The following is a 24348-nucleotide window of genomic DNA, read 5'->3' as shown; positions in this document are numbered from 1 at the left end:
TCATGACTGTTCGCCTGACATCTCCTCGCTTGCTCACGGTGGCCGCTGTTCTCAGCGGCGTCGCCAGTGCCGGTGCGGCCGTGCCGTCCGATCTCGCCCAGCTCGACTTCTTCGAGAAGAAAATCCGTCCCGTGCTTTCGGAGCAATGCTACGAATGCCACAGCGCGACATCGAAGAAGGTCAAGGGTGGCCTCCTGCTCGATACCGCCGAAGGCATCCTCAAGGGCGGCGATTCCGGCCCGTCGATTGTCGCCGGCAAGCCGGAGAAGAGCCTGCTGCTGACCTCGATGAAGCATTCGGATCCGGACCCGGATCTGGCCATGCCGCCGAAGAAGGATCAGCTCCCGGCGGAGGTGATCGCCGACTTCGAACAGTGGATCAAGATGGGCGCGCCCGATCCGCGCGACGGCAAGGCGACGCGCAAAGCCGCCTGGAACGACAAGACGGCAAAGGAACACTGGGCTTTCCAGCCGATCAAGAATCCTACGGTGCCGACGCCGGTGGATGAGAAGCATTTCATCAAGAACCCGATCGACGCTTTCGTCCTCGCGAAGCTCACGGAAAAGAAGCTCACGCCTTCCGCTCCGGCGGACAAGGCGACGTTGCTGCGCCGGGTGACCTACGATCTCACCGGCCTGCCGCCGACGCTCGCGGAGGTGGATGCGTTCCTGGCCGACAACTCGCCCAACGCTTACGAGAAGGTGATCGATCGTCTGCTGGCTTCGCCGACTTACGGTGAGCGCTGGGGCCGTCACTGGCTCGACGTGGCCCGCTATGCGGACACGAGCGGCGATCGTCTCAATGGCAAGCGCCAGCCGCTTTTCGCTTACGCCTGGACCTATCGCGATTACGTCATCAACGCGTTCAACACGGATCTGCCCTACGATCAATTCGTCCGCGAACAGATCGCGGCGGATCGCCTGCCGGAAGCGGAGAAGGACAAATCGAAGCTCGCCGCGCTCGGCTTCCTCACCGTGGGCAAGCGTTTCATGGGGGTGGAAAACGATGTCATCGACGATCGTATCGATGTGGTGAGCAAAGGCATGCTCGGCCTGACCGTGGCCTGCGCCCGCTGCCACGACCACAAGTTCGACCCGATCCCGACGAAGGATTACTACGCGCTGCACGGCGTCTTCAGCAGTTCGCAGGAGCCGACCGAGGAGCCGATCATCGCGCCCGTCGACAAGGACAGCACGAACTACAAGGCTTATGAGGCCGAAGTAGCCAAGGTGGATCAGGAAGTGGAGAAGTATCGCGAGACGAACGCCGCGCGACTCGTTTCGGGCATGCTCGACAAGGCCGGCGAATACCTGCTCGCCACACGGGACAGTGCCGCGGCCAAGGACACCAGCAAACGCGGAGATAACTTCCGGCTCATGGCCCGCCAGCGCGGGCTGGAGGCCGAGGTCGCGTTCATTTGGATGGACCGCATCAAGGCGGCGCAAAAGACCGACGCGGTGCTTGGCCCGTGGCTGAAGTTCACCGAGTTGACGGACGAGCAATTTGCCGAAAAAGGCCCGGAACTGGCCAAGGAAATCGAGAGCTCAGGCCAGTACCAGCCGGCGCTCGCTTCCGCGCTCGCGGCCAAGGCGCCGACGACGTTGAAGGACGTGGCGGCGGTTTACACGGAAGTCTTTGCCGACTTGCGCAAGCAGCTCGATCTGCCCGCTTACACCGGCTATCGCGGCGCGGGGCGGAACGTGAAGTTCCCCGTCGCCAAGGTGCAAACGAAAATCGATGGCCCGATGGAAGCGTTGCGCGAATGCATCTTCGGTGGCGAATCGACAGTGATGCCCGACCAGAAGCTGATGACTCGCGCGCTGGGCGTGCAGTTCACCAATCCGGAAACGGCCATCGAGGCGAAGAAGGTCAGCATCAATTTCGCCCATCCGGGTGCACCGGTGTGCGCCATGGCGATGGAAGACAAGCCGACGCCGAAGAATTCGTACGTCTTCGTCCGGGGCGAACCGAGCAACCGGGGCGAACTCGCGCCGCGCAAGTTCCTGACCGTGCTTTCGCAGGGCAAGGATGAGCCCTTCAAGGATGGCAGCGGCCGCCTCGAACTGGCCCAGCGCATCGCCAGCCGCGACAACCCGCTCACCGCGCGCGTCATCGCGAATCGCGTGTGGCAGTGGCATTTCGGCCAGGCGATCGTCCGCACCGTGAGCGATTTCGGCACGCGTTCCGAACCGCCGACCCATCCCGAGTTGCTCGATTGGTTGGCCACGTCGTTCATGGACAACGGCTGGTCGTTCAAGAAGCTGCACAAGCTCATCCTGCTCTCGTCCACCTATCAACAAAGCAGCGCGCCGAATGACAAGGCCCTGCGCGACGATCCGACCAACCAGTGGCTCTGGCGGATGAATGTCCAGCGACTCGATTTCGAGGAAACCCGCGACACGTTGCTCATCCTCGCCGGCAAGCTGGATCGCGACTTGAATGGCCGTCCGTTCATCATGGCGGCTTCCACGGTTTCCAACCGTTACCGCGCCATGGTCGCCGACGCGATGACGCCGAAGACGAGCACGGATCGCCGCACGGTCTACGCGATGGTCGATCGCAATTCGTTGCCGGATATGTTTGGCACGTTCGACTTCGCGAACCCCGACATGACCAACGGCGAGCGCATGCTCACCACGGTGCCGCAGCAGGCGCTTTTCCTGATGAACAGTCCGTTCGTTGTCGAACAGGTGAAGAACCTTCTCACGCGTTCCGACTTCCCGAAGGATGGCATCGATGAAGACAAAGTGCGCTTCATCTACCGGACCGCTTTCCAGCGTCAGCCCACGGCGCAGGAACTCGTCCTCGCCCGGAACTTCCTCTCCGATGATCCGCCGACAATTCCCGATCCGAAGCTCGCCCCGCAAGCCAGCGACGACGATGCGACCAAGGCGCGCAAGGCCAAAGCCCTCAAGGCCATGGAACCCGTAAAGCAGCTCAACGTGATGGAGCGCTACACGCAGGCCGTGCTGGAGAATAACGAGTTGGTGTTCCTGTACTGAATTGGGATGCGGCGGCGGAAGCGGCCGATCCGAATAGGAGGAATAGGAGGAATAGGAGGAATAGGAGGAATAGGAAGAATGGGAGTTATAGGAGTCCTATTTCTCCTATTCTTCCTATAACTCCTATCTCTCCTATTTTGGTTGGGGGGCGCGTGCGGTGCGGCGTCTTACCCTCGGCGAGTACGCCGCCGGCGCCAACCGAGGAGTGTCAGAGCACCACCCAACAGCGCCACGACCGACGATGGCTCGGGGATGCCGAGGTAGATGAGCGAGACGTCGTTGAGCGTGCTGTTGCCGTCCATTCCGCTGGTGTCCGCGTAGTTGACCGCGAAGTTGGCCACGCCGGGAATGGTGAACAATCCAGTCGCGCCGCCGGTGGGGGTGACGTTGGCGAAGGCGCCGGTAATGGTCAGCCCGATGGGCGTGTCATCGAGGATGAAGAATTTCTCGCCGAGGAAGGGGGTAAAGCCATCCATGAGGCTGACATCGAGATTACCCGCGAGGGTGATCTGGCCGTTACTGACGACCTGGTCATAGCCTGTGCCTGGGGAGCCAGCGCCCAATTCGAGCTGAAGATGCGCAACGCTGGTGAACGTCAGGCTGCCAAAGATAATTTGGCCGATCGTGTTGCCGGAAGGATTGCCGGGAGCTACGGTGCCGTCGATAGAGGCCGCGCCGACGACCTGACCGTTGCCGGTGAGAGTTCCGGCAAGGCCGACGTGGACCGGGCCGGTGCCGAGAACGGAAGACGCGCCCACGTTGGTGATGGCCACAGCACCATTGTTGATGTTCGTGCCCCCGTTGTAGCTGTTCAGGTGGGTGAGAGTCAGGGTGCCCGTTCCCATTTTGATGAGGGAACCGAGCCCGGTCAGCGTGCCGGTGAAACTCGTCGAGCCATTGTTCGCTCCGACCGTGAAAGCGACGCCTTGGTTGCTCGTGTTGGTCAGCGTCAGCAGACCGCTGCCGGTAAGTCCACCTGCGGAGGCGGCGGTCAACGCCCCGAAGTTGAGCCCGCCTCCTAAGATCGTGAAGAGGCCCGTACCGAGGCCGTTGCCATTCGCGCTGAGATCGATCGTGCTGCCGTTCAGCGTGATGGGAGCGGTCGAATTGCTGCCGGTGAGTGAGAGAACGCCGGAACCGTTCACGACGAGCGTACCCAGACCGGTCAGCGCACCTCCGTAACTCGTGGGATTGCCGGCGATCGTATTGACGTTGAGGGTGACTGGCTGGTTGTTCGTGTTGGTCAACACAAGTCCACCCGTGCCCGCGAGGGAGCTGATCTGGGCGTTCGTCTGACTCCCGAAATTGACCGTGCCGCCGTTGATGGTGAACATACTCCCACCGGGCGTAAAATTGTTCAGGCTCAGCGTGCCGCCATTCATGGTGAAGACTCCCGATCCCAAGACGTTGTTCGCGCCGAGATTGATGGTGCCGGCGTTGAGCGTGATGGGAACGGTCGTGCCGAGATTGCCCAAGGTGAGCGTGCCACCGCCATTCATGACCAGGGAGCCGGATCCAAGTAGCGCGCCGTTGTAGATTCCGACGGGGCTGTTCGCTCCGACGGTCAAGGTGACGGGCTGGTTGTTGCTATTGGTGAGAGTGAGGGGCGCGTTGCCCAGGAGTCCGCCGACGGTGACATTCGTCAGGGCGCCGAACGACAGCGCGCCGCCATTGAGCGTAAGAGTATAACCCGCGGCCGCTTGAGGCGTGCCCAACGCGACCGTCCCTTGCTGCAGCGTGACGCTGCCGTTGGCGCCCGTGCTGTCGCCCGCGAGGGTGAGTGTCCCCGCCGAGCTTTGCATGGCTACCTGGCCGAGGCCGGTGATTTTTCCGGAATAAGTGGTGGAACTGCTGCCGTTGACAATGAAAAGGACCGGCGCGTTGGAGCCATTGGTGAGCACCAGATCGCCTGAGCCCGCGAGAGAGCCCACGACCGCGTTCGCCTGGCTGCCAAAATCGATCGAGCCACCGTTGATGGTGAACGTGCCGGTGCCCAGATTCGTCATTCCATTGGTAGACAGCGTGCCGCCATTGAGAGTGAAGGTGCCGGAACCCAACGCATTGTTGACACCGAGGCGGAGCCTGCCGGCCGCCAAAGTGATCGCCGCGGTGGATGTCGAGTTGCTCAAGGTCAGCGTGCCGTTGCCGATCTTTACCAACGTGCCCAGGCCGGTCAGCGGGTTGGAAAAGGTTGTCTGGACACCATTGGCGCCGACGGCAAGCGTAATTCCCCGGTTGTTCGTGTTGGTGAGCACCAATGGGGTGACGCCGTCACCTCCTTGCAAGCCGCCGACGGTGGCGCTGGTCAGTATTCCGAAGGAAAGTGTTCCGCCGGAGAAATTCAGCGTATAGCCCGCGGCGGCGTTCGGTGTGCCGAGCGCGACGGTGCCTTGCTGCAAGTTGACGTTGCTGATCGAGCCGGTGCTATCCCCGGCAAGCGTCAGCGTGCCCGGGCCATTCATGGTGACTCCGCCGAGACCGGTGAGCGTGCCTGAATAGGTCGTCGAGGCGTTGTTGCTGCCGACGACGAATTGGACAGGCTGGTTGAGGCTATTTGTCAGCGCCAGGTTTCCTGAACCGGCGAGAGCGCCGGCGAAGACGACGGTCTGACCGTCGAATTTCAGCGTGCCGCCGTTGATGGTAAAGGTGCCGGAACCCAGCCCGTTGGAGCTATTATTGATATCAATGGTCCCCGCGTTGAGCGCGATCGCGGCGGTCGAATTCGGGTTGCCCAGCGTGAGGGTACCCGTGCCCGTTTTTACGAGCGTGCCGAGGCCATTCAGCAAACCTCCGAAGGTCGTCGAGCTATTGTTTCCCCCCACGGTGAAGGTGACCGCTTGATTGTAGGTGTTGGTGAGCGTGAGCGTGCCGTTGTTGCTTTGCAAGGCTCCCGCCGTGGTAGTGGTTAGCGATCCGAAGGACAGGGTTCCACCATTCAGAGCGAGCGTGTAACCGGCGGCGGCGTTCGGCGTGGCGAGCGCAACAGTGCCTTGCTGCAGGCTGATGGCGCTCATCGATCCGGTGCTATCCCCGGCGAGCGTGAGCGTGCCCGTGCCATTCATGATGAGCCCGCCGAAGCCGGAGAGCGTGCCCGAATAGGTTGTGGAGGCGCCATTGCTGCCCACGATGAATTGGACGGGCTGGTTGTTGCTATTTGTCAGGACCAGCGGGCCGGAACCCGCCAGAGCGCCGGCAAAAACGGTGTTCTGGGTGTCGAAGTTCAGCGTGCCGCCGTTGATGGTAAAGGTGCTGCCACCCAGCGCGTTGGGGCTGTTATTGATATCAATGGTCCCCGCGTTGAGTGTGATCGCTGCCGTCGAGGTCGGGTTAGTCAGCGTGAGCGTGCCGGTGCCTTCCTTGATGAGCGCGCCCGGGCCGGTCAGTGCCCCCGTGAAATTGCTCGAACTGTTATTGGCGCCGACGCTGAGCGCAACGGCTTGGTTAGTGACATTCGCCAGTGTCACCGATCCGTTGCCCTGGAGTCCGCCCACGGAGGCGCTGGTGAGCGTTCCGAACGACAGGCTGCCCCCATTCAAAACCAGCAGGTAACCGGCGGCGGCGTTCGTCGTACCCAGCGCGACCGTGCCTTGCTGGAGGAGGACCGCGCTGGGCGAGCCAGTGCTGTCGCCGGCGAGTGTGAAGGTGCCGGTGCCATTCATGGTGAGCGTGCCCAAGCCCGAAAGCGTGCCGGAATAAGTCGTTGAGGCGCCATTGCCGCCGACGAAAAGATTGACCGGCTGGTTGAACGCATTGGTGAGCACGATGTTACCCGTCCCGGCCAGCGCACCGGCATTTGCGTTCGTCAGGTTGGTAAACCCGATCGTTCCACCGGCGAGCGTGATCGTCCCCGTGCCGAGGGCGTTCGAAGCAAAGCCGTAATTCAGACTGCCCTGCAGGACCGTGAAGCCGCCGCTGAACCCGAGGCTGTCGGGATTCAGGGTGAGCGTGCCGTCGCCCGTTTTGGTGAGCGTGCCTGTTCCACTGATGGGATTGTTGAAGCTGAAGCTGTTGCCATTGGTGTCGAAGGTACCACCTAAAGGACCGATCGGCGCGAGCTGCGAGGAAATGTCGATCAAGGTAGACCACTGCAGGCCACCGCCATTGAGCGTGACCGGACCGGTGCCGAGACCGGTCCCTCCGAAATTGATCAGGCCACCCGTGATGATCGTGCCACCGGTGTAAGTGTTGGAGTTGAGAAAGACGCTGGCCGGGCCGGCCTGAGTTACGGTCCCGGCGCCGGAAATGGGACCGAAGTCGGTTGTCTCGACAACGGTTCGCGAGAAATTGAAGGTCAGGTTCCCGTTATCGACGATCGGCATGAAGTTAGGGAGGGTGCCGGTCGTTCCACCATTGCCCAACTGCAGTGTCCCCGCACTAATGGTGAGCCCGTTAATGAGGGAGGTGGCGCCCGCGAGGATCAACGTGCCGGACCCGGTCTTGGTCAGCGTGGGGGAGCTAAAACCAGAGATGTTCCCATTGATGAGCACCGTGCTGCCGTTGCCGATATTCCAGGTCTGATTGGCGAAGAGCTCAATGGCGTTGTTGAACGTCTGCGTCCCGGTCCGAGTGGAGGTGAGGCCACCACTGCCGAGAAAGATCGATTGTCCGGAGAACACGAAATTCCCGGTGCCGGGCTGAATACTGATGCTACCCGCCTCGAAGCCGGCGGTATCATTGTTCGGCGTGAGGAAGTTGCCCGTGCCCGAGCCCGAAAAGATGAGCTGCGTGGCGAAGGTGCTAGTGGATGGTGCGGTGCCGTTCAACCAGTTCGCGTTTGTGGACCAATTCGTATTTGCTCCTGCGCCCGACCAGGTGAAGAAACCAGAGCCGGCGGATCCCATGTAGGTGAGCGAGACATCATTGGACCCGCCATCCGTATTGCTGTCGGCGTAGTTCACCTGAAAGGTCACGCCGTCGAACGTGATCTGGCCGACGTTGCCACCCAGTGGGGTGACGTTGGCAAAAGTGCCGCTGATTGCACTACCACCCACCGTGTCGAGAATGAAGAACTTGTCCCCGACATTCGGCAGGAAGCCATTGGCGAAACTGAGGTTCAGGTTGCCGGAAAGGGTGAACTGGTTTTGCACGAAGACCTGGCTGTAATTCGTGCCGGGTGTCTCGCCACCCAAGGTGATCTGCAATTGCCCGGTGTTCGCAAGACTCAGCGTGTTGCCGAAATTCAGGGTGCCGATCGGGTTGCCCGGAGCGAGTGTGCCATTTACCGCGGTGTTGCCGGGTATGAAGCCTACGCCGGTGAGCATACCATTGACGCCCACGGACACCGGGCCGCCGCCGAAAACGGAGAAGGAAGTGCCGACATTGGTGCTGACGATCGAGCCGCCGTTGATGATCGTGCCACCGCCGTAAGTATTGGCCGCGGTGAGCGTCAAAGTACCCGCGCCCACTTTGACCAGCGAACCGGGGCCGGAGATCTGTCCGGGAAAAGTCGTCGACACACCGTTGCTGCCGACGGTGAGAGCGACCGGCTGGAAGGAGTTGTTGGACAGCGAGAGAGTGCCGGTTCCCGCCAGTCCTCCGGCTGACGCGGACGTGAGCGAGCCGAAATTGAGCGTCCCGCCGTTGTCGGTAAAGGTACCCGAGCCGAGAGCGGAACCATATTGGCTAAGGTCGAGCGTGCCTTGGGAGAGCGTGATCGCCGCGGTCGAATTGGAGTTGGTGAGTGCGAGCGAGCCGGTGCCCGTTTTGACCAGCGTGCCCAGGCCGGTGACCGCCCCGGCGTAGGTAGTGGGGACGTTATTGCTACCCACGGTGAAGGTCACTCCTTGATTGCTCGTGTTCGTGAGCACGAGCCCGCCCGAACCCGCCAGCCCGCCCGCCGTGGCACTGGTCAGCGTTCCGAAATTCAGCGCGCCGCCATTGATCGTGAACACGCCCAAGCCGAGAGCGTCGCCGTTGAAGCTGATGTCGAATGCGCCGTTGGCCAGGGTGAGGTTGGCGGTCGAGTTGGAGGCGGTCAGTGCCATCGTGCCGGTGCCCACCTTGACGAGGGTGCCGGGTCCGAAGAGTTGTCCCGAATAGCTCGTGGAGGCGCCGTTGCTGCCCACGGTGAAAATGAGCGGACTGCCGAAATTGTTTTGGAGAGTGAAGGTGCCGAAGCCGGCAAAGGCACCGGCCGAAATATTCGTGAGGTTGCCGACATTGAGGAAGCCGCCGTTGTTCACGGTGAGGGTGCCGGTGCCGAGGGCGTTGCCATTCTGGCTGATATCGATTCCGCCTTGCGACACGGTAATGCCCGCGGTCGAATTCGAATTGGTCAGCGTGAGCAGGCCGGAGCCAGTCTTGACCAGCGTGCCCAATCCGGAGACCGCGCCTGTGTAAGTGGTGGAGAGGTTATTGGCGCCGACGGTGAAAGCGACGCCTTGATTGCTGGCATTCGTCAGCACCAGCCCGCCGGACCCAGCCAGTGAGCCGGCCGAGGCACTGGTCTGGTTGCCGAACGTAAGATTGCCACCATTGATCGTGAAGATTCCCGTGCCCAGGCCGGTACTGCTGCCGCTGAGATCGATCGTGCCGGCGAGGAGCCCGATGCCGGCGGAGGAACCTGTGCCCGCCAATCCAAGTGTGCCCGGGCCATTCATGATCAATGTGCCGCCGGAGAGCGCGCCTGCGTAACTCGTGGTGGCGCCGTTGCTGCCGACGGTGAAAACGGCGCCGTGCAGCGCGAGATCGGCTGTTCCCGCCAGGCCGCCCGCCGACACACTCGAGCCGAAATTGAGCGCTCCGCCGTTGTAGGTAAACGTGCCCGAGCCGAGCGCGTTCCCATTCGCGCTGATGTTGAGACCGCCTTGCGAAAGCGTGATGTTCGCCGTCGAGTTTGGATTGGTGAGCGTGAGCGTGCCGGGGCCGGTTTTGACCAGGGTGCCCAGTCCGGTGAGCGCGCCAGTATAGGTGGTGCTGACGCCATCGTTGCCGACGTTGAAAGTGACGCCACGATTGCTGGTATTCGTCAGCACCAGGTCGCCGGAGCCGGCGAGCGCGCCCGTCGAGGATCTCGTCTGGAGACCGAAGGAGAGATTGCCGCCGTTGATGGTGAAGACACCCTGGCCCAGACCGAGGTCGCTTAAGCTGAGATCGATGGTGCCGGCGAGAAGCGTGATGCTCGCGGAAGAAGCGGTCCCGGTCAGCTGAAGGGTGCCCGGGCCGTTCATGACCAATAGACCGTTGGAGAGTGCGCCTGCGTAACTCGTGGTGGCGCCGTTGCTGCCGACGGTGAAAACGGCGCCGTGCAGCGCGAGATCGGCTGTTCCCGCCAGGCCGCCCGCCGACACACTCGAGCCGAAATTGAGCGTCCCCCCGTTGAAGGTAAACGTGCCTGTGCCGAGACCATTCTGGCTGGTGTTGATCGTTCCACTGGCCAGCGTAATGTTCGCCGTCGAGTTTGGATTGGCGAGCGTGAGCGTGCCGGGGCCTTGTTTGATCACCGTACCGGTGCCGGTCAGCGATCCTTGGAAAGTCATGGAACTGCCGTTGGTGCCGACGGTCACGGCGAGCGGTTGGCCGAGGTCATTTTGGGTGGACAACGAGGACGACGCACTCGTGGCATTGATCGACCCGAAGGAAGCCGTGTTGACGAGATTGCCGACAAACCCGGCATTGCCACCCGCGAGATTGAGGTTGCCGGGCAGGGAGACATTGGGCGATACGGAGGAAAACAGGACGGTGCCTTGATTCACGCTGACCGTTCCGGTGAAGCCGGCGTTGTTTCCGCTCAACGTCATCGTGCCTGGACCGTTCATCACGAGTGTGCCGTTTCCCGCCAGTGTCCCCGAGAAGGTCGTGGATGCGCCGTTACTGCCCACGCTGAAAATCACCGGTTGGAAAGAGTCATTCTGCAGGTTGAGCGTGCCGTTGCCGGCCAGGGCGCCCGCGTTGATGTTAGGCTGGCTGCCGTAGTGCATGGCCGAGCTGGGGCCGTTGATCGTGAACGTCCCGGTGCCCAAAGCCGCGCCATTGAGGCTGAGATTGATCGAGCCGCTCTGCAGCGTGATGCCCGCCGTGGAGCCTGAACCGGAGAGCGTGAGGGTGCCCGAGCTATTCACGACCAGCGTACCCAAGCCGGTGATCGCGCCCGAATAGGTGGTGCTTGCCGTGAGCGGCCCCACGTTGAAGGTGACGCCTTGGTTATTGGCATTCGTCAGCACCAGGTTCCCGGAACCGGCGAGGGCACCGACCGATGAACTGGTCTGCGTGCCGAAGGCCAGAGCGCCCCCATTGATCGTGAAAATTCCCAAGCCCAAAGCGGTGGCACTGGCACTCACATCGAGCGTGCCGGCCTGGAGCTGAATGTTGGCCGCCGAAACCGGGTTCGTGAGCGCCAGCGTTCCGGTGCCGACCTTCACCAGCGTGCCGGTGCCGGACAGCATACCGGAGTAAGTCGTCGAGGCGCCGTTGGCGCCGACGGTGAAGGTGACCGGCTGTGAGGAGTTGTTCTGCAACGAAATGTTGCCCGACCCCGCCAGCGCACCCGCGCTGAAACTGTTTTGGGTGAGGAAACTCAGCGTGCCTCCGTTGTAAGTGAACGTGCCGGTGCCCAAGGCATTGCTCGAGGAGATTTGCAATGCGCCCGCATTGAGCGCGAGGCCGCCGGTGAACGTGGAACTATCGCCCGAAAGACTCATCGTTCCCGACCCGACCTTGGTGATCGAGCCGTTGCCGGTGATTGTGCCGGAAAAGCCGAAGGTGTTGTTGCTGCCGCCGACGGTTACGGCCACCGGTGCGCCGAGACCATTCTGTGTGGAAAAGATAGACGGCGCAGCGCCGCCGAATGAACCGATCGAGGCAGTGGCCGTGTTGTTTCCGAAGCCGAGATTGCCCCCGCTGAGCTGCATCGTGCCGGGCAAGGTGACATTGCTGGCGGCGAGGATCACGGTTCCTTGATTTACCCCGATGGCCCCGGTCAGGTTGGATGTGTCGCCGGACAAAGTCAGCGTGCCGGCGCCGCTTTGAAACAACGCGCCCTGGCCCGAGATCGATCCGGAAAAAAAGGTCGAAGCGCCGTTGCTGCCAACGGTGAAATTGACCGGCTGGTTGCCATTATTCATCAGCGTCAGCGAGCCGGAGCCAGACAACGCGCCCGCGGAGGCGCTGCTCAGAGCGCCGAAAGAAAGAGTTCCGCCGTTGAGCGTGAATGTCCCCGAGCCCAAGGCACCGGGGCTGCTGAGAGCCAGCGTACCGGCGGTGAGCGTGATCGGCGCCGTGGAGCTGGCATTGGTGAGGGTCAGCGTGCCCGTTCCGACTTTGTTGACCGTGCCGGTTCCGGTGAGGGCGCCGGTAAAGGTGACGTTATTCCCATTCGTATCCAACATGCCTCCGCCGAACCCGACGGGGCCGAGCTGGCCGGAAATGTCCTGGGTATTGCCCGGGAGCCATTGCAGGCCGCCGCCATTGAGCGTGATCGTGCCTGAACCCAGACTGCCATTGGCAAAAGCGATGGTGCCGAAATTGATCGTCGTCCCACCGGTGTAGCTGTTCGTCGAGAGGATCTGCAATGTGCCCGCGCCATTTTTGGTGATGCCATTGATTCCCGTGAGGTGCGCATTGGCGCCGACGACGAGTTTGGCGGCGCTGTTGGCGACGCTGATGGTGCCATTGGTCGCGCCGAACGCGATGGTGAGCGTGCCGACCCCGGCGGTGCCGCCGAGCGTGATCGTGCCAGTCGTCTTGGCGCTCAGCGAAATGAGATCCGCGCCGCCGTTGGCATTCGTGCCGCCGGTGAGGGTGAGCGTCTGGGGCGTCGCGCTGGATGTATTGGCGTTGACGTTGAAACTAGAGGACCCGGTATCGAAACTCCACGTCTGCGCGGTGAAGCTGCCGTTGAGCTGGTTGTCCAACTGCGCGGGGCTGTTGAAGAAAAGCGCATCGGAAGAGCCCGGCACATGGTTCTGGCTCCAATTCCCGGGAGTGTTCCAGGATCCGCTGCCAATGAAGAGATTCGTCGTGGCCAGCGAGGTCACCACTAATCCGGCGATAGTATTAGCGAGGATGAAACGCCTGAGGGCGCGGCTGGAAATGGATGGCCGATGTTTCATGAGGGTCGGGCTGTTGCGTTTTTCAGGAGGTAAAGTTGCCCGTAGAAAAACGCAGGATGCTAGCAAGCAGGTGTCACACCTTTCGGGGGTTGGTTTACAGAAAGCCCCGTATTAGTTACGGGTGCTGTTAATCGTCGACAGGCGAAGCGAATGTGGGTTTTATGCGAGTTATTACGTAAGTATTCCGGCTCGCCTCAAAGTCTCTTTCGCCGCTGCCAACCCAGGAGTGAGAGGCGACGCTGCGAGGACGACGATGCTCGTGCTGAGAATGACTCGCGCCGTGCGGTGCACAGCTTTCTCTTAAAGAACGGAGGGTGTTTCATCCGGAGGCGGGGTGTCAAAAGCCGGTGGCGAAGGAGACGTGGCTGTCGGAGTTACGTTGAAATGCGTAGCTCTCGGGATTTGACTTGGGGTTCGCCGGAAAAGAGGAGGCGAACTTACGGGACCGTATCTCCGGACGACGCAGAAGTGCATTCAACGCCGGTGTAAAGGAACGTCGACGGTTTACAAGACGCTTGCCGGCAAAAAACTAGGTAGTTGTACTAGGTCTCTACGAAATGACTCGCCCTCGAACACGATCCGCCACGCTGCCGCTGCCGGTCAGAGCAATTCGTTCGCAGATAGATGCCTCCTGCGTGTTAGTTAAGATATGCCGCTTGGAGATCGGCATCCACCATCGCGACTTATCGAATCAAAATCGCCTAACGCACCTTGCGCCGCCGCCAGCCGAGCAGCAGCGCACTACCACCGAGAAGCGAGAGCATCGAGCCGGGCTCGGGGATCGCGAGCAGGGCGACGTTCGTGCCGCCGGTGACTTGCGCGAAGCTGTTGAAATCCATGCCGGCGAGGGGAGTGTTGCCGGTCCAGGCGTAGTTGATCTCCCACTGCTGTCCGTTGAAGGTGAAAAGATAGGCGCTGCCAGCGCTGTTGGGGGCGGCGGTGCCGGTGTCGCTGAACATGCCGCTCACCGCGGTGCTGCTGTCGATGATGACGAAGACGTCACCATTGTTCACCGTCCCGCTCGTGAGGGCGACAAGCTGGCCGCTGAGCGTCGCACTGACGTTGGGCCCGAGGGTGAGCTTGGAGTAGTCGTTCAGCGAAGGCGCACCGAAGCTGCCCGCCTGGTTATTGGCAATGGTGAGCCAGAGGGCCGAGTTGTTCTGCAAATTCAGCGTCGCCGAACCGCCGCCGGTGGCGTTGATGGTGAACCCGTTGCTCGTCCCGCTGCCGGGCATTAGTCTCGCACCACTTTGCAAGGTGAACGCGCTGCCATTAGCGAGAGCGATCGTGCCAGTGCCGCCGAGGATGGCGTTAGTCGCGACGTTGACCCCGGTAGTGCCATTGAGTGAACCGCTGACCACCAGCTCGCCGGAATTGATGGTGGTGCTACCGGTGTAGGTGTTCGTGCCGGTGAGTGCCCAGGCGCCCGCCCCTCTTTTGAGGAGCGAGGTCGGCGCGGTTCCGTTGTCACCGATTGCCGGCGCGAAGGAAGCGGTGACGCTGGCGTTGTTGAAGGGGGTGGTGAGGATGACCGTGCACGGAGTATTGATGGCGGAAAAGGCGATGGTGCCGGGGTTGGTGAATTGCACAGAATCGTCGGCCTCAAGCGATACGGAGCCATTGATGGTAAACAGGCGATCCGTGGTGGAGGCGAGCATCTTCAGGTTGGTGCCGTCCTGCAAGACGAGATTGGCCGCGGCGTTGCTCGAGGCTCCAATGGAACTGGGCGTGCCGCCGTTGGCTAATGCGACAAACAGCATGCCAGCGTTGACGGTAGTGACCCCGGTATAGGTGCTCGCCCCGTCCAGTGTCCAAATGCCGGTCCCGCTTTTGGTGAGCGAAGTCTGTCCCGTTCCGTTGTCACCGATGACGGGCACGAAGCCACCAATCCCCGTGCCGCTGAGCGTGAATGTGCGTGCGGTGTTGGTGCCGGAAAGAACCACCGCGCCGGTGTTGGTGAAGAAGATCGAGCCGCCGCCGGAGGAGTCGAGTGTCGCTCCGGCTGTGCCCATGGTGAAGAGTCGGTCGGTGGGTTGGGTCACGCCGACATGGCCGTTGGTGTACTGCAACGTGGCCCCATTGATCACGAGGTTGGCCGCGGCGTTGCTGGATGTGCCGATGCTGCTTGCCGCGCCGCCAGCGGTCAGGTTTGAGACGCTTAGGATACCGTTGGTGATCGTAGTGACGCCGGTGTAGGTGTTGGCCCCGGTCAATGTCACGGTGCCGGCGGTGGTTTTGTTCAAGTTGACGTTGCCGGCGAGAATCGCGCTAGCGCTGCCGGACTGAATATCGTAGTCGCTGGTGCTGTAGAGCGTGCCCGTGGTGCTGGTGATGCTGCCGGATTGCAGGCTGACCGAGGCTACGGTATTGTTCGTAAGGCTACCGAGATTCAGCGTGCCGCCAGTGAGCGTGATAGCCGAGGCGGAGGAAAGGAGACTGCTGGCCGGTATCTGGAGGGTGCCGCCGGCGAGCGTGATTGCGGCGAGGGATTCCGAGTTGTTGAGGGTGAGTGTGCCGGAACCCGTTTTTACCAGCATTCCCAAGCCGGTGAGCGCGCCATTGAAAGTCGTCGAGGCATTATTCCCGCCTACGGTGAAGGTGACGGCCTGATTGTTGGCGTTCGTCAGAGTTAGCGTTCCGTTGCCCGAGAGCCCGCCCGCTACGACGCTGGTTGACGATCCGAAGGATAGGGTGCCGCCATTGAGGCCGAGCGTATAACCCGCCGCGGCATTCGATGTGGCCAGCGCTAGGGTGCCTTGTGCGATGCTCACGGTGCTCAACACGCCGGTGCTGTCGCCGGTCAGCGTAAGGGTGCCTGTGCCGGTCTTGATCAAGCTACCGAGGCCCGAGAGCGTGCCCGAGTAAGTCGTCGAAGCGCCGTTGCTGCCCGCGGTGAAATTGATGGGTTGGGTGTTGCTGTTCGTCAGGACCAAAGGACCGAAACCGGCCAGCGCGCCCATGGAAACGCTTGTCTGCGAGCCGGTGAAAAGAGTGCCGCCGTTGGTGGTGAAGGTGCCCAAGCCGAGCGCGTTCCCATTCTGGGAGATATCGAGGATGCCTTGCGTGAGAGTAATGTTCGCCGTGGAATTCGAGTTGGAGAGCGCGAGGGCGCCAGTGCCATTCATCACCAACGAACCCAAGCCGGTGACCGCTCCCGTGTAGTTCGTGCTATTGTTGCCCGTGACGGTGAAAGTGACTGCCTGGTTGCTCGCGTTTGTGAGTACCAGCCCTCCTGAACCGGCGAGGCCGCCGGTCGAGACGCTCGTCAAAGTCCCCAAATTGAGCGCGCCGCCATTGATGGTGAAGGTGCCCGATTGGAGCGCGGTGCCGTCGAGACTGATGTCGAGCGTACCGTTGACCAGCGTCAAGTTGGCTCCGGAGGAGATGGAGCCGGTGAGAGTCATCGTGCCGGTGCCGGTCTTGACCAGGGTGCCGCCGGCGAGGGCGCCGGAGTAAGTCGTGGAGGCGCCGTTGCTGCCGACGGTGAAAGTGATGGGCTGGGAGGAGTTATTGAGCAGCGAGAGATTGGCGGTTCCCGCCAGAGCGCCAGCCGAGGCTGCGGTGAGCGAGCCGAAATTGAGCGTGCCGCCGTTGTCGGTAAACGTGCCGGAACCGAGCGCGCTGCCATTGGCACTGAGATCGAGGATACCTTGTGACAGCGTAATGCCGGCCGTCGAATTCGGGTTGGAGAGCGCCAGCGTGCCGGAGCCGGTCTTGATTAACGTGCCGGAGCCGGTAAGTGCACCGGTATAAGTGGTTGAGCTGTTATTCCCACCGAGAGTAAAGGCGACCGCTTGATTGTTGATGTTCTGGAGGACGAGAGAACCGCTGCCTTGCAAGGCGGCGGCGGCGGCGCTGGTCAACGATCCGAAGGATAGGGTGCCGCCATTGAGACCGAGCGTGTAACCCGCCGCAGCGTTCGATGTCGCCAGGGCGACGGTGCCTTGTGTGATGCTCACGGTGCCCGATGCATTGGTGCTGTCGCCGGCCAGGGTGAGGGTGCCCGTGCCGTTCATGGTGAGGAAGCCCAAGCCCGCGAGGGTTCCGGAATAAGTGGTCGAAGCGCCGTTTGTGCCCACGGTGAGATTGACGGGCTGGTTGTTGCTGTTCGTCAGGACCAACGGACCGGAACCGGCCAGAGCGCCGACCGACGCAGCGGTGAGGCTGTCGAAGTTCACCGTGCCGCCGTTGATGGTGAAAGTCCCGGCGCCTAATGCGTTCGGGTTGCCATCGAAATCGATGACGCCGGCGTTGAGTGTAGTCGCCGCTGTCGAACCCGCGTTGCCCAGCGTGAGCGTGCCCGTGCCGGTCTTGATCAAGGTGCCTGTGCCAGTCAATGCGCCCGCGTAGGTGGTTGAATTGTTATCCCCACCCACGGTGAAGGCGACGGATTGATTGGTGACATTGGCCAGCAGGAGGGACCCGCTGCCGGTAAGTTCGCTCGCCGTGGCGCTGGTCAGCGAGCCGAAGGACAGATTGCCGCCGTCGAGAGAAAGCGTGTAACCCGCGGCGGCATTCGGCGTGGCCAGCGCGACGGTGCCTTGCGCGATGGAAATTTCACTCACCGAGCCGGTGCTGTCCCCCGCGAGCGTGAAGGTGCCGGTGCCGCTCTTGATGAGGAGGCCCAGACCGGAAAGGCTCCCGGAATAAGTCGTGGAGGCGCCGTTGCCACCCACGGTGAAAGTGACCGGCTGATTGCTGGCGTTGGTGAGCACGATGTTACCCGTCCCGGCCAGGCCGCCGGCATTGGCGGCCGTCACCTGGTTAAAACCGAGCGTTCCACCACTCAGTGTGATCGTGCCGGTGCCCAGTGCATTGGCCGTAGAGCCGTAAATCAAGCTGTCTTGGAGGACGGTAAAGCCGCCGCTGAACCCGGAGCTGTCGACATTCAACGTGAGGGCGCCGATGCCTGTTTTGGTGAGCGGGCCCGCTCCACTGATGACGCTATTGATGGTAACGCTGTTGCCGTTGGTATCGAGCGTTCCGCCCAAGGAACCGATGGACACGAGTTGGGACGAAATACCGAGCGCGGTGGACCACTGCAGGCCACCGCCATTGAGGGTGATGGGACCGGTGCCCAGGCCGGAGCTTCCGAAATTGATCACGCCGCCGGTAACGATCGTTCCGCCAGTATAAGTATTGGCGGTCAGGAAGACGGTGCCGGGGCCCCCCTGTGTCACGGTGCCGCTACCGGAAATGCTGCCGAAGTCGGTTCCCTCGGTGACGCTCCGGGAGAAATTGAAGGCCAGGTTGCCTCTATCCAGGATCGACATGGATGCGGGGAGGGTGCCGGTGGTTCCACCATTGCCCAGTTGCAGTGTGCCCGCGCCAATGGTGAGGCCACCGAGGGAGGAGGTGGTCCCCGCGAGGATCAGCGTGCCGGTTCCGGTTTTAGTCAGCGTGGGAGAGCCGGTTCCGGAGAGGTTTCCGTTCATGAGCAAGGTACTGCCGTTGCCGATAGTCCAGGTTCCAGTGAGGCCGAGCGTGATCTGGTTGTTGATTGTCTGAGTGCCGGCGCGGGTGCAGGTCACGCCGCTGCTGCCCAGATATGGGATCGGCTGACCGGAAAGCACAAAATTACCGCTGCCGGGTTCAATGCTGATACTGCCGGCAAACAAATTGGTGAGGTTATTGACCGGGGTGAGGAAGGCGCCCGTGCCCGAGCCCGAAAAGACGAGTTCCACCCCGCTGTTGCCCGCGGGCGGGACGCTGTTGCCCTGCCAGTTCGCGCCCGTGCCAAAGTTGGTATCCGCCCCGGCGCCCGACCATTTGTAGAAAAAGGGAGTCGGACCCTGATAGGTGAGCGAGACGTCGTTGGCCCCGCCGTCCGAATTGCTATCGTTATAAGTGACATGGAAGAGCATGCCGTTGACGGTGATCTGGTTGAGAGCTCCGCCCGCCGGGTTGCGGAAAGTCCCGGTGACGGCAGAGGAACCGATCGTGTCGAGAATGAAGAACTTGTCCCCGATGTTGGGCACGAAACCGCTGGCAAAAGTGATGCTCAGAGTGCCGGCCAGGTTGATCTGGTTTTGCACGAAGACCTGGCTGTAGCCGGTGCCAGGCGTCTCGAAGCCCAGGGTGACCTGATATCCCCCTGTGCTCGAAAAGGTCAACGAGTTGCCGAAGTTCAAGGTGCCGATGGGGCTTCCGGGAGAAAGGAAGCCGTTCACCGTGGTGGCGCCAGGAATGAAGCCCACGCCGGTGAGCAGGCTGTTGGCGCCCACCGTCACCGGGCCGGTGCCGAGCACCGAGGAACTCGCGCCGACACTGGTGCTGACGATCGCGCCGCCATTGATCGTCGTGCCGCCGGTGTAGCTGTTGGCCGTGGTAAGGGTCCAGGTGCCAGCGCCCGCTTTGATCACCGAGCCACTGCCGTTGAGCAATCCGGAAAAAGTGGTGGATGCGCCGTTCCCGCCCGTGGTGAGTGCGATGGGCTGGCCGCCGGGGCTTTGCAGGGCAACGGTGCCCGCTCCGGCCAGCGCGCCCATGGAAACGCTAGTCTGCGAGCCGGTGAAAAGCGTGCCGCCGTTGATGGTGAAGGTGCCCGAGCCGAGTGCGTTCCCATTCTGGGAGATATCGAGGGTACCTTGGGACTGGGTAATGTTCACCGTCGAGTTGGAGTTGGAGAGCGCGAGGGTGCCAGTGCCATTCATCACCAACGAACCCAAGCCGGTGACCGCTCCAGAGTAGTTCGTGCTATTGTTGCCAGTGACGGTGAAAGTGACTGCCTGGCTGCTCGCGTTTGTGAGCACCAGCCCGCCTGAACCGGCGAGGCCGCCGGCCGAGACGCTCGTCAAAGTCCCCAAATTGAGCGCGCCGCCATTGATGGTGAAGGTGCCCGATTGGAGCGCGGCGCTGTCGAGACTGATGTCGAGCGTACCGTTGGCCAGCGTCAAGTTGGCTCCGGAGGAGACGGAGCCGGTAAGAGTCATCGTGCCGGCGCCGGTCTTGACCAGGGTGCCGCCGGCGAGGGCTCCGGAGTAAGTCGTGGAGGCGCCATTGCTGCCGACGGTGAAAGTGACAGGCTGGGAGGAGTTATTGAGCAGCGAGAGATTGGCGGTTCCCGCCAGAGCGCCGGCCGATACGGCGGTGAGCGAGCCGAAATTGAGGGTGCCGCCGTTGTCGGTAAACGTGCCGGAGCCGAGCGCGCTGCCATTGGCACTGATATCGAGGATACCTTGTGACAGCGTAATGCCGGCCGTCGAATTCGGGTCGGAGAGCGCCAGCGCGCCGGAGCCGGTCTTGACCAGCGTACCCAAGCCGGTGACCGCTCCCGTGTAAGTCGTGTTGGTGCCATTGCCGCCGACGGTGAAGGCGACCGCTTGATTGCTGGCATTGGTAAGCACCAATCCCCCGGAACCGGCCAGTGCGCCGGCCGAAGCGCTGGTCTGGGCGCCGAAGTAGAGGTTGCCGCCGTTGATGGTGAAGGTGCCAGTACCTAGATCCGTGGCGCTGCTGCTGAGATCGATCGTGCCGTTGTTGAGCGTGATATTTGCGGTGGAGCCTGGGCCACTCAGACCGAGAGTGCCGGTGCCATTCATGATCAGCGTGCCGCCGGTGAGGGTGCCCGAGTAGACCGTGGAAGCGCCGTTGGTGCAGACGGTGAAAGTGACGGGCTGGGAGGAGTTATTGAGCAGCGAGAGATTGCCCGTTCCCGCCAGAGCGCCAGCCGACGCTGCGGTGAGCGAGCCGAAATTGAGCGTGCCGCCATTATAGGTGAACGTGCCCGTGCCGAGCGCGTAGCTATTTTGGCTAATGTCGAGCGTGCCACTCGCCAGGGTGATGTTCGCCGTTGAATTCGGATTGGAGAGCGCCAGCGTGCCGGAGCCGGTCTTGATCAAACTGCCGGAGCCGGTCAATGCGCCGGTATAAGTGGTTGAGCTGTTATTCCCACCGACGGTGAAGGTGACGCCTTGATTGCTGGCATTGGTGAGCTCCAATCCGCCGGACCCGGCCAGTGCGCCGGCCGAGACGCTGGTCTGGGCGCCGAAATAGAGGGAGCCGCTGTTGATGGTGAAAGTGCCAGTCCCTAGACCCGTGGCGTTGCTGCTGAGATCGATCGTGCCGTTGTTGAGCGTGAAATTTGCAGTGGAACCGGTGCCGCTCAGCCTGAGCGCTCCGGTGCCATTCTTGACTAGCGTGCCACCGGTGAGGGCGCCCGAGTATTCCGTGGAAGCGCCATTGTCGCCGACGGTGAAAGTGACGGGTTGAGAGGAGTTATTGAGCAGCGAGAGATTGCCCGGTCCCGCCAGAGCGCCAGCCGACGCGGCGGTGAGCGAGCCGAAATTGAGCGTGCCACCGTAGTCGCCGAACGTGCCTGAGCCGAGTGCGCTGCCATTCTGGCTGATGTCGAGCGAGCCACCCGCCAGAACGATGCCTGCCGTCGAGTTCGGGTTGGTGAGCGCGAGGGTGCTTGGACCGTTCATTACCAGGGTGCCCAAGCCGGTGATCGCTCCCGTGTAGGTCGTGTTGGCACCATTGCCGCCCACGATGAAGGTGATTCCTTGATTGCTGGCATTGGTGAGCACCAGATCGCTGGAGCCAGCGAGTCCGCCGACCGAGATGCTGGTCTGGCCACCGAAAATGAGGTTGCCACCGTTGTAGGTGAAGACACCGCTGCTCAGGCTTGTGGGGCTGGCGCTGATATCGATGGCGCCGCTGTTGAGCGTGATATTCGCGGTGGAACCGGTACCCGTCAGCGTCAGGGTGCCAGAACCAACCTTGACCAGCGTGCCGGACCCCGTTAGCGCACCGGAAAAGGTCGTGGAGGCGCCATTGCTGCCGACGATGAAAGTGACGGGCAGGGGAGTGATTGCGTCAGTGAGCAACGCGAGATTGACGGTTCCGGCGAGAGCGCCGGCCGCCGCAGTGGTGGGCCCGACGAAACTGAGCGTGCCGCCGTCGTCGGTGAACGTGCCTGAACCGAGTGCGCCACTGCTCTGGATGTAGATCGTGCCATTCAACAGGGTAATGTTTGCGGTCGAACCCGAGCCTCCGAGGTGGAGGATGTTGAGGGGGATGTTCCAGTTATTCTGAGCGACGGCCGAGCCATTCATGACCAATGTACCCAGACCGGTGATCGCGCCATAAAAGGTCTCCAAGGCCGGGGTATCCAAGCTAAATCCGACGAATAACCAATTGGGCAATGTCATACCTACGGTGAAGGTGACGCCTTGATTATTGGCGTTGGTCAGCACCAGGTTGCCGGAGCCGGTGAGGGCGCCAACGGATGAACTGGTGAGGTTGCCGAAGGCGAGAGCGCCGCCATTGATTTGTAAAGCTCCAGCGCCCAAGAGATAGGGGTCGGCACTCACATCGAGCGTGCCACTCATCAGAGTGATATTCGCTGTAGAATAATCACTGTTGGTGAGGGTCAATGTTCCTGTCCCTACCTTGATCAGCGTGCCTTGGGGGCGGTCGAAGTCGCCGGTCAAGATGCCGGAGAAAGTCGTCGAAGCGCCATTGCTGCCCACGGTGAAGTAGACCGGCGCGCGAGAGTTGTTTTGCAAGACAAGGGTGCTATTCGAGGCTGCCAGCGCGCCCGCGCTGAAATAGGGCTGGCCGACGAAAGTCAGCGTGCCGCCATTGAGGGTAACCGTACCGGTGCCCAAGGCGGTGCTTGAGGCGATCTGCAGGGTGCCGGCATTGACCGTGAAGCCGCCGTTGAACCCGGAATTGTCGCCCGAAAGCGTCCCGCCTTGCGAGACGATGGAGCCGTTGCCCGTGATCATCCCGGCAAAATTAGTGGCAGAGCCCAAGGTCACCGCCATTGGTGCGCCGGAACCGTTTTGCGTGGGGAAGATGGCGGTCGTGCTATTGCTCGAAAGCCCGCCCAGCGAGACAGTGGTCATGGCCTTGCCAAAGATGAGATTGCCACCACCGTTGAGTTGCAGCCCGCCAGCGGTGACGGTGGTCATGGCGTCGTCGCAGACGAGATTGATCCCGTAGAGTTGTATCACGCCAGCAGCGTTAAGGGTTGTTGTGGTGTTGCTGAAGGTGAGATTGCCCCCGTTGAGTTGTATCCCTCCAGTGGTGACGCTGCTGGCGGTCAAGTTCACAGTTCCTTGGTTCACCTGGAGTTGCTGCCAAGGGGCATTGGGCAGGGTCAGCGTGCCCGCTCCTGTTTTGGTGACGGTGCCGGCGCTGCCAAAGACACTGTTAAAGGTGATGTTTTGCCCATTCGTATCGAACGTAGCGCCGCCGCTACCGATGGTAGCGAGTTGCCCGGAAATATCCTGGGTGTTGCCCGTGACCCATTGGAGGCCGCCGCCATTGAGTGTGATCGTGCCCGAGCCGAGACTGCCATTGGCAAAGGCGATGACGCCGGCATTAATCGCCGTGCCGCCGGTGTAAGTGTTCGTTGAAAGGATCTGCAGTGTGCCTGCGCCATTCTTGGTGATGCCGTTGGAGCCGATGAGGTGGGCATTCGCGCCAATGACGAGCGTGGCGGCGCTGTTGGCCACGTTGATCGTTCCGGTGCGATGGGCGGTGTTGAAATCGAGATTGAGCACGCCGACGCCGTTGGCGCCGCCGAGCGTGATCGTGCCGGTGGTATTGGCGCTTAGCGAGATGAGGTCTGCGCCACCATTGGCATTCGTGCCGCCAACGAAGACGAGCGTCCGGGTGGTGGTGCCGGCGAAATTGGCGTCGATACCGAAGCTGTCCGAGCCGGTATCGAAGCTCAACGTTTGCGTACTCCAGCTGTTGTTAAGCTGGCTGTTTCCAGTGGTCGAGCTGTTGAAGAAAAGGCCGTCGATCGAATTGGGCACATGGCTGAGACTCCAGTTGCCGGCGTTGGCCCACGAGGAATTGATGCTGCCATTGAAGATATTGATCGAAGCCAGCGAAGGGAAGGCGAGCGAAACCAGGAGTCCGGCAACCGTATTGGTCAGGATCAGGCGTTTAGCGCGCCGGGAAAAGCGAGGCAGGCGCTGGCTAAAGGGGAAGGATGACCGGTGTCTCATATTGGGTTGGGAACGGATATCGGGTGCGCTTTACAAGGTTCCTTCCTCCTGCGTCTGGCCCAGCTTCGAGCCGAAGCGAACGACCGGCGTGAGGCCAGAAGACGGAAGAAGGTTTTCTTGGAATGACTGGCCGCAGATCGCGGAGAATCGCGAAGCACCAATGCTTCAGGAGAGCCCAGCCCGCCGGGGTTTTCGCCCAAGCCGACTGAATTACGATGAAACGTAGTACGACGTACCCTTAATCGTTCGTGGCGTTTTTCCTTACGCCTTGCAATACTATAAAACTGAGAAAATCCGTATTTTTACCGGCGCAACCATAAAAGCGCGGAAGAT

The 24348-nt window shown here is 61.6% G+C and carries 3 protein-coding genes; 1 reads left to right on the top strand and 2 read right to left on the bottom strand.

Features of this window, described 5'->3' with window-relative positions; translation table 11 throughout:
- Positions 1 to 2 precede the first annotated feature (2 nt).
- Positions 3 to 3002: a PSD1 and planctomycete cytochrome C domain-containing protein gene (locus CFE428DRAFT_RS26710; RefSeq protein ID WP_006982809.1), complete on the top strand. Its 3000-nt coding sequence runs from the start codon at positions 3 to 5 to the stop codon at positions 3000 to 3002.
- A gap of 167 nt (positions 3003 to 3169) precedes the next feature.
- Here the strand turns inward: CFE428DRAFT_RS26710 and CFE428DRAFT_RS26705 are convergent, their stop codons facing one another.
- Positions 3170 to 13051: a beta strand repeat-containing protein gene (locus CFE428DRAFT_RS26705; RefSeq protein ID WP_006982808.1), complete on the bottom strand. Its 9882-nt coding sequence runs from the start codon at positions 13049 to 13051 to the stop codon at positions 3170 to 3172.
- 701 nt (positions 13052 to 13752) lie between these two features.
- Positions 13753 to 24015: an autotransporter-associated beta strand repeat-containing protein gene (locus tag CFE428DRAFT_RS26700; protein WP_006982807.1), complete on the bottom strand. Its 10263-nt coding sequence runs from the start codon at positions 24013 to 24015 to the stop codon at positions 13753 to 13755.
- Between the last annotated feature and the right edge of the window lie 333 nt (positions 24016 to 24348).

The sequence above is a fragment of the Chthoniobacter flavus Ellin428 genome (genome assembly GCF_000173075.1).
Lineage (GTDB): Bacteria > Verrucomicrobiota > Verrucomicrobiia > Chthoniobacterales > Chthoniobacteraceae > Chthoniobacter > Chthoniobacter flavus.
Note: the sequence above shows the minus strand (reverse complement) of the source record. Positions and strands in the feature narration are given on the sequence as shown.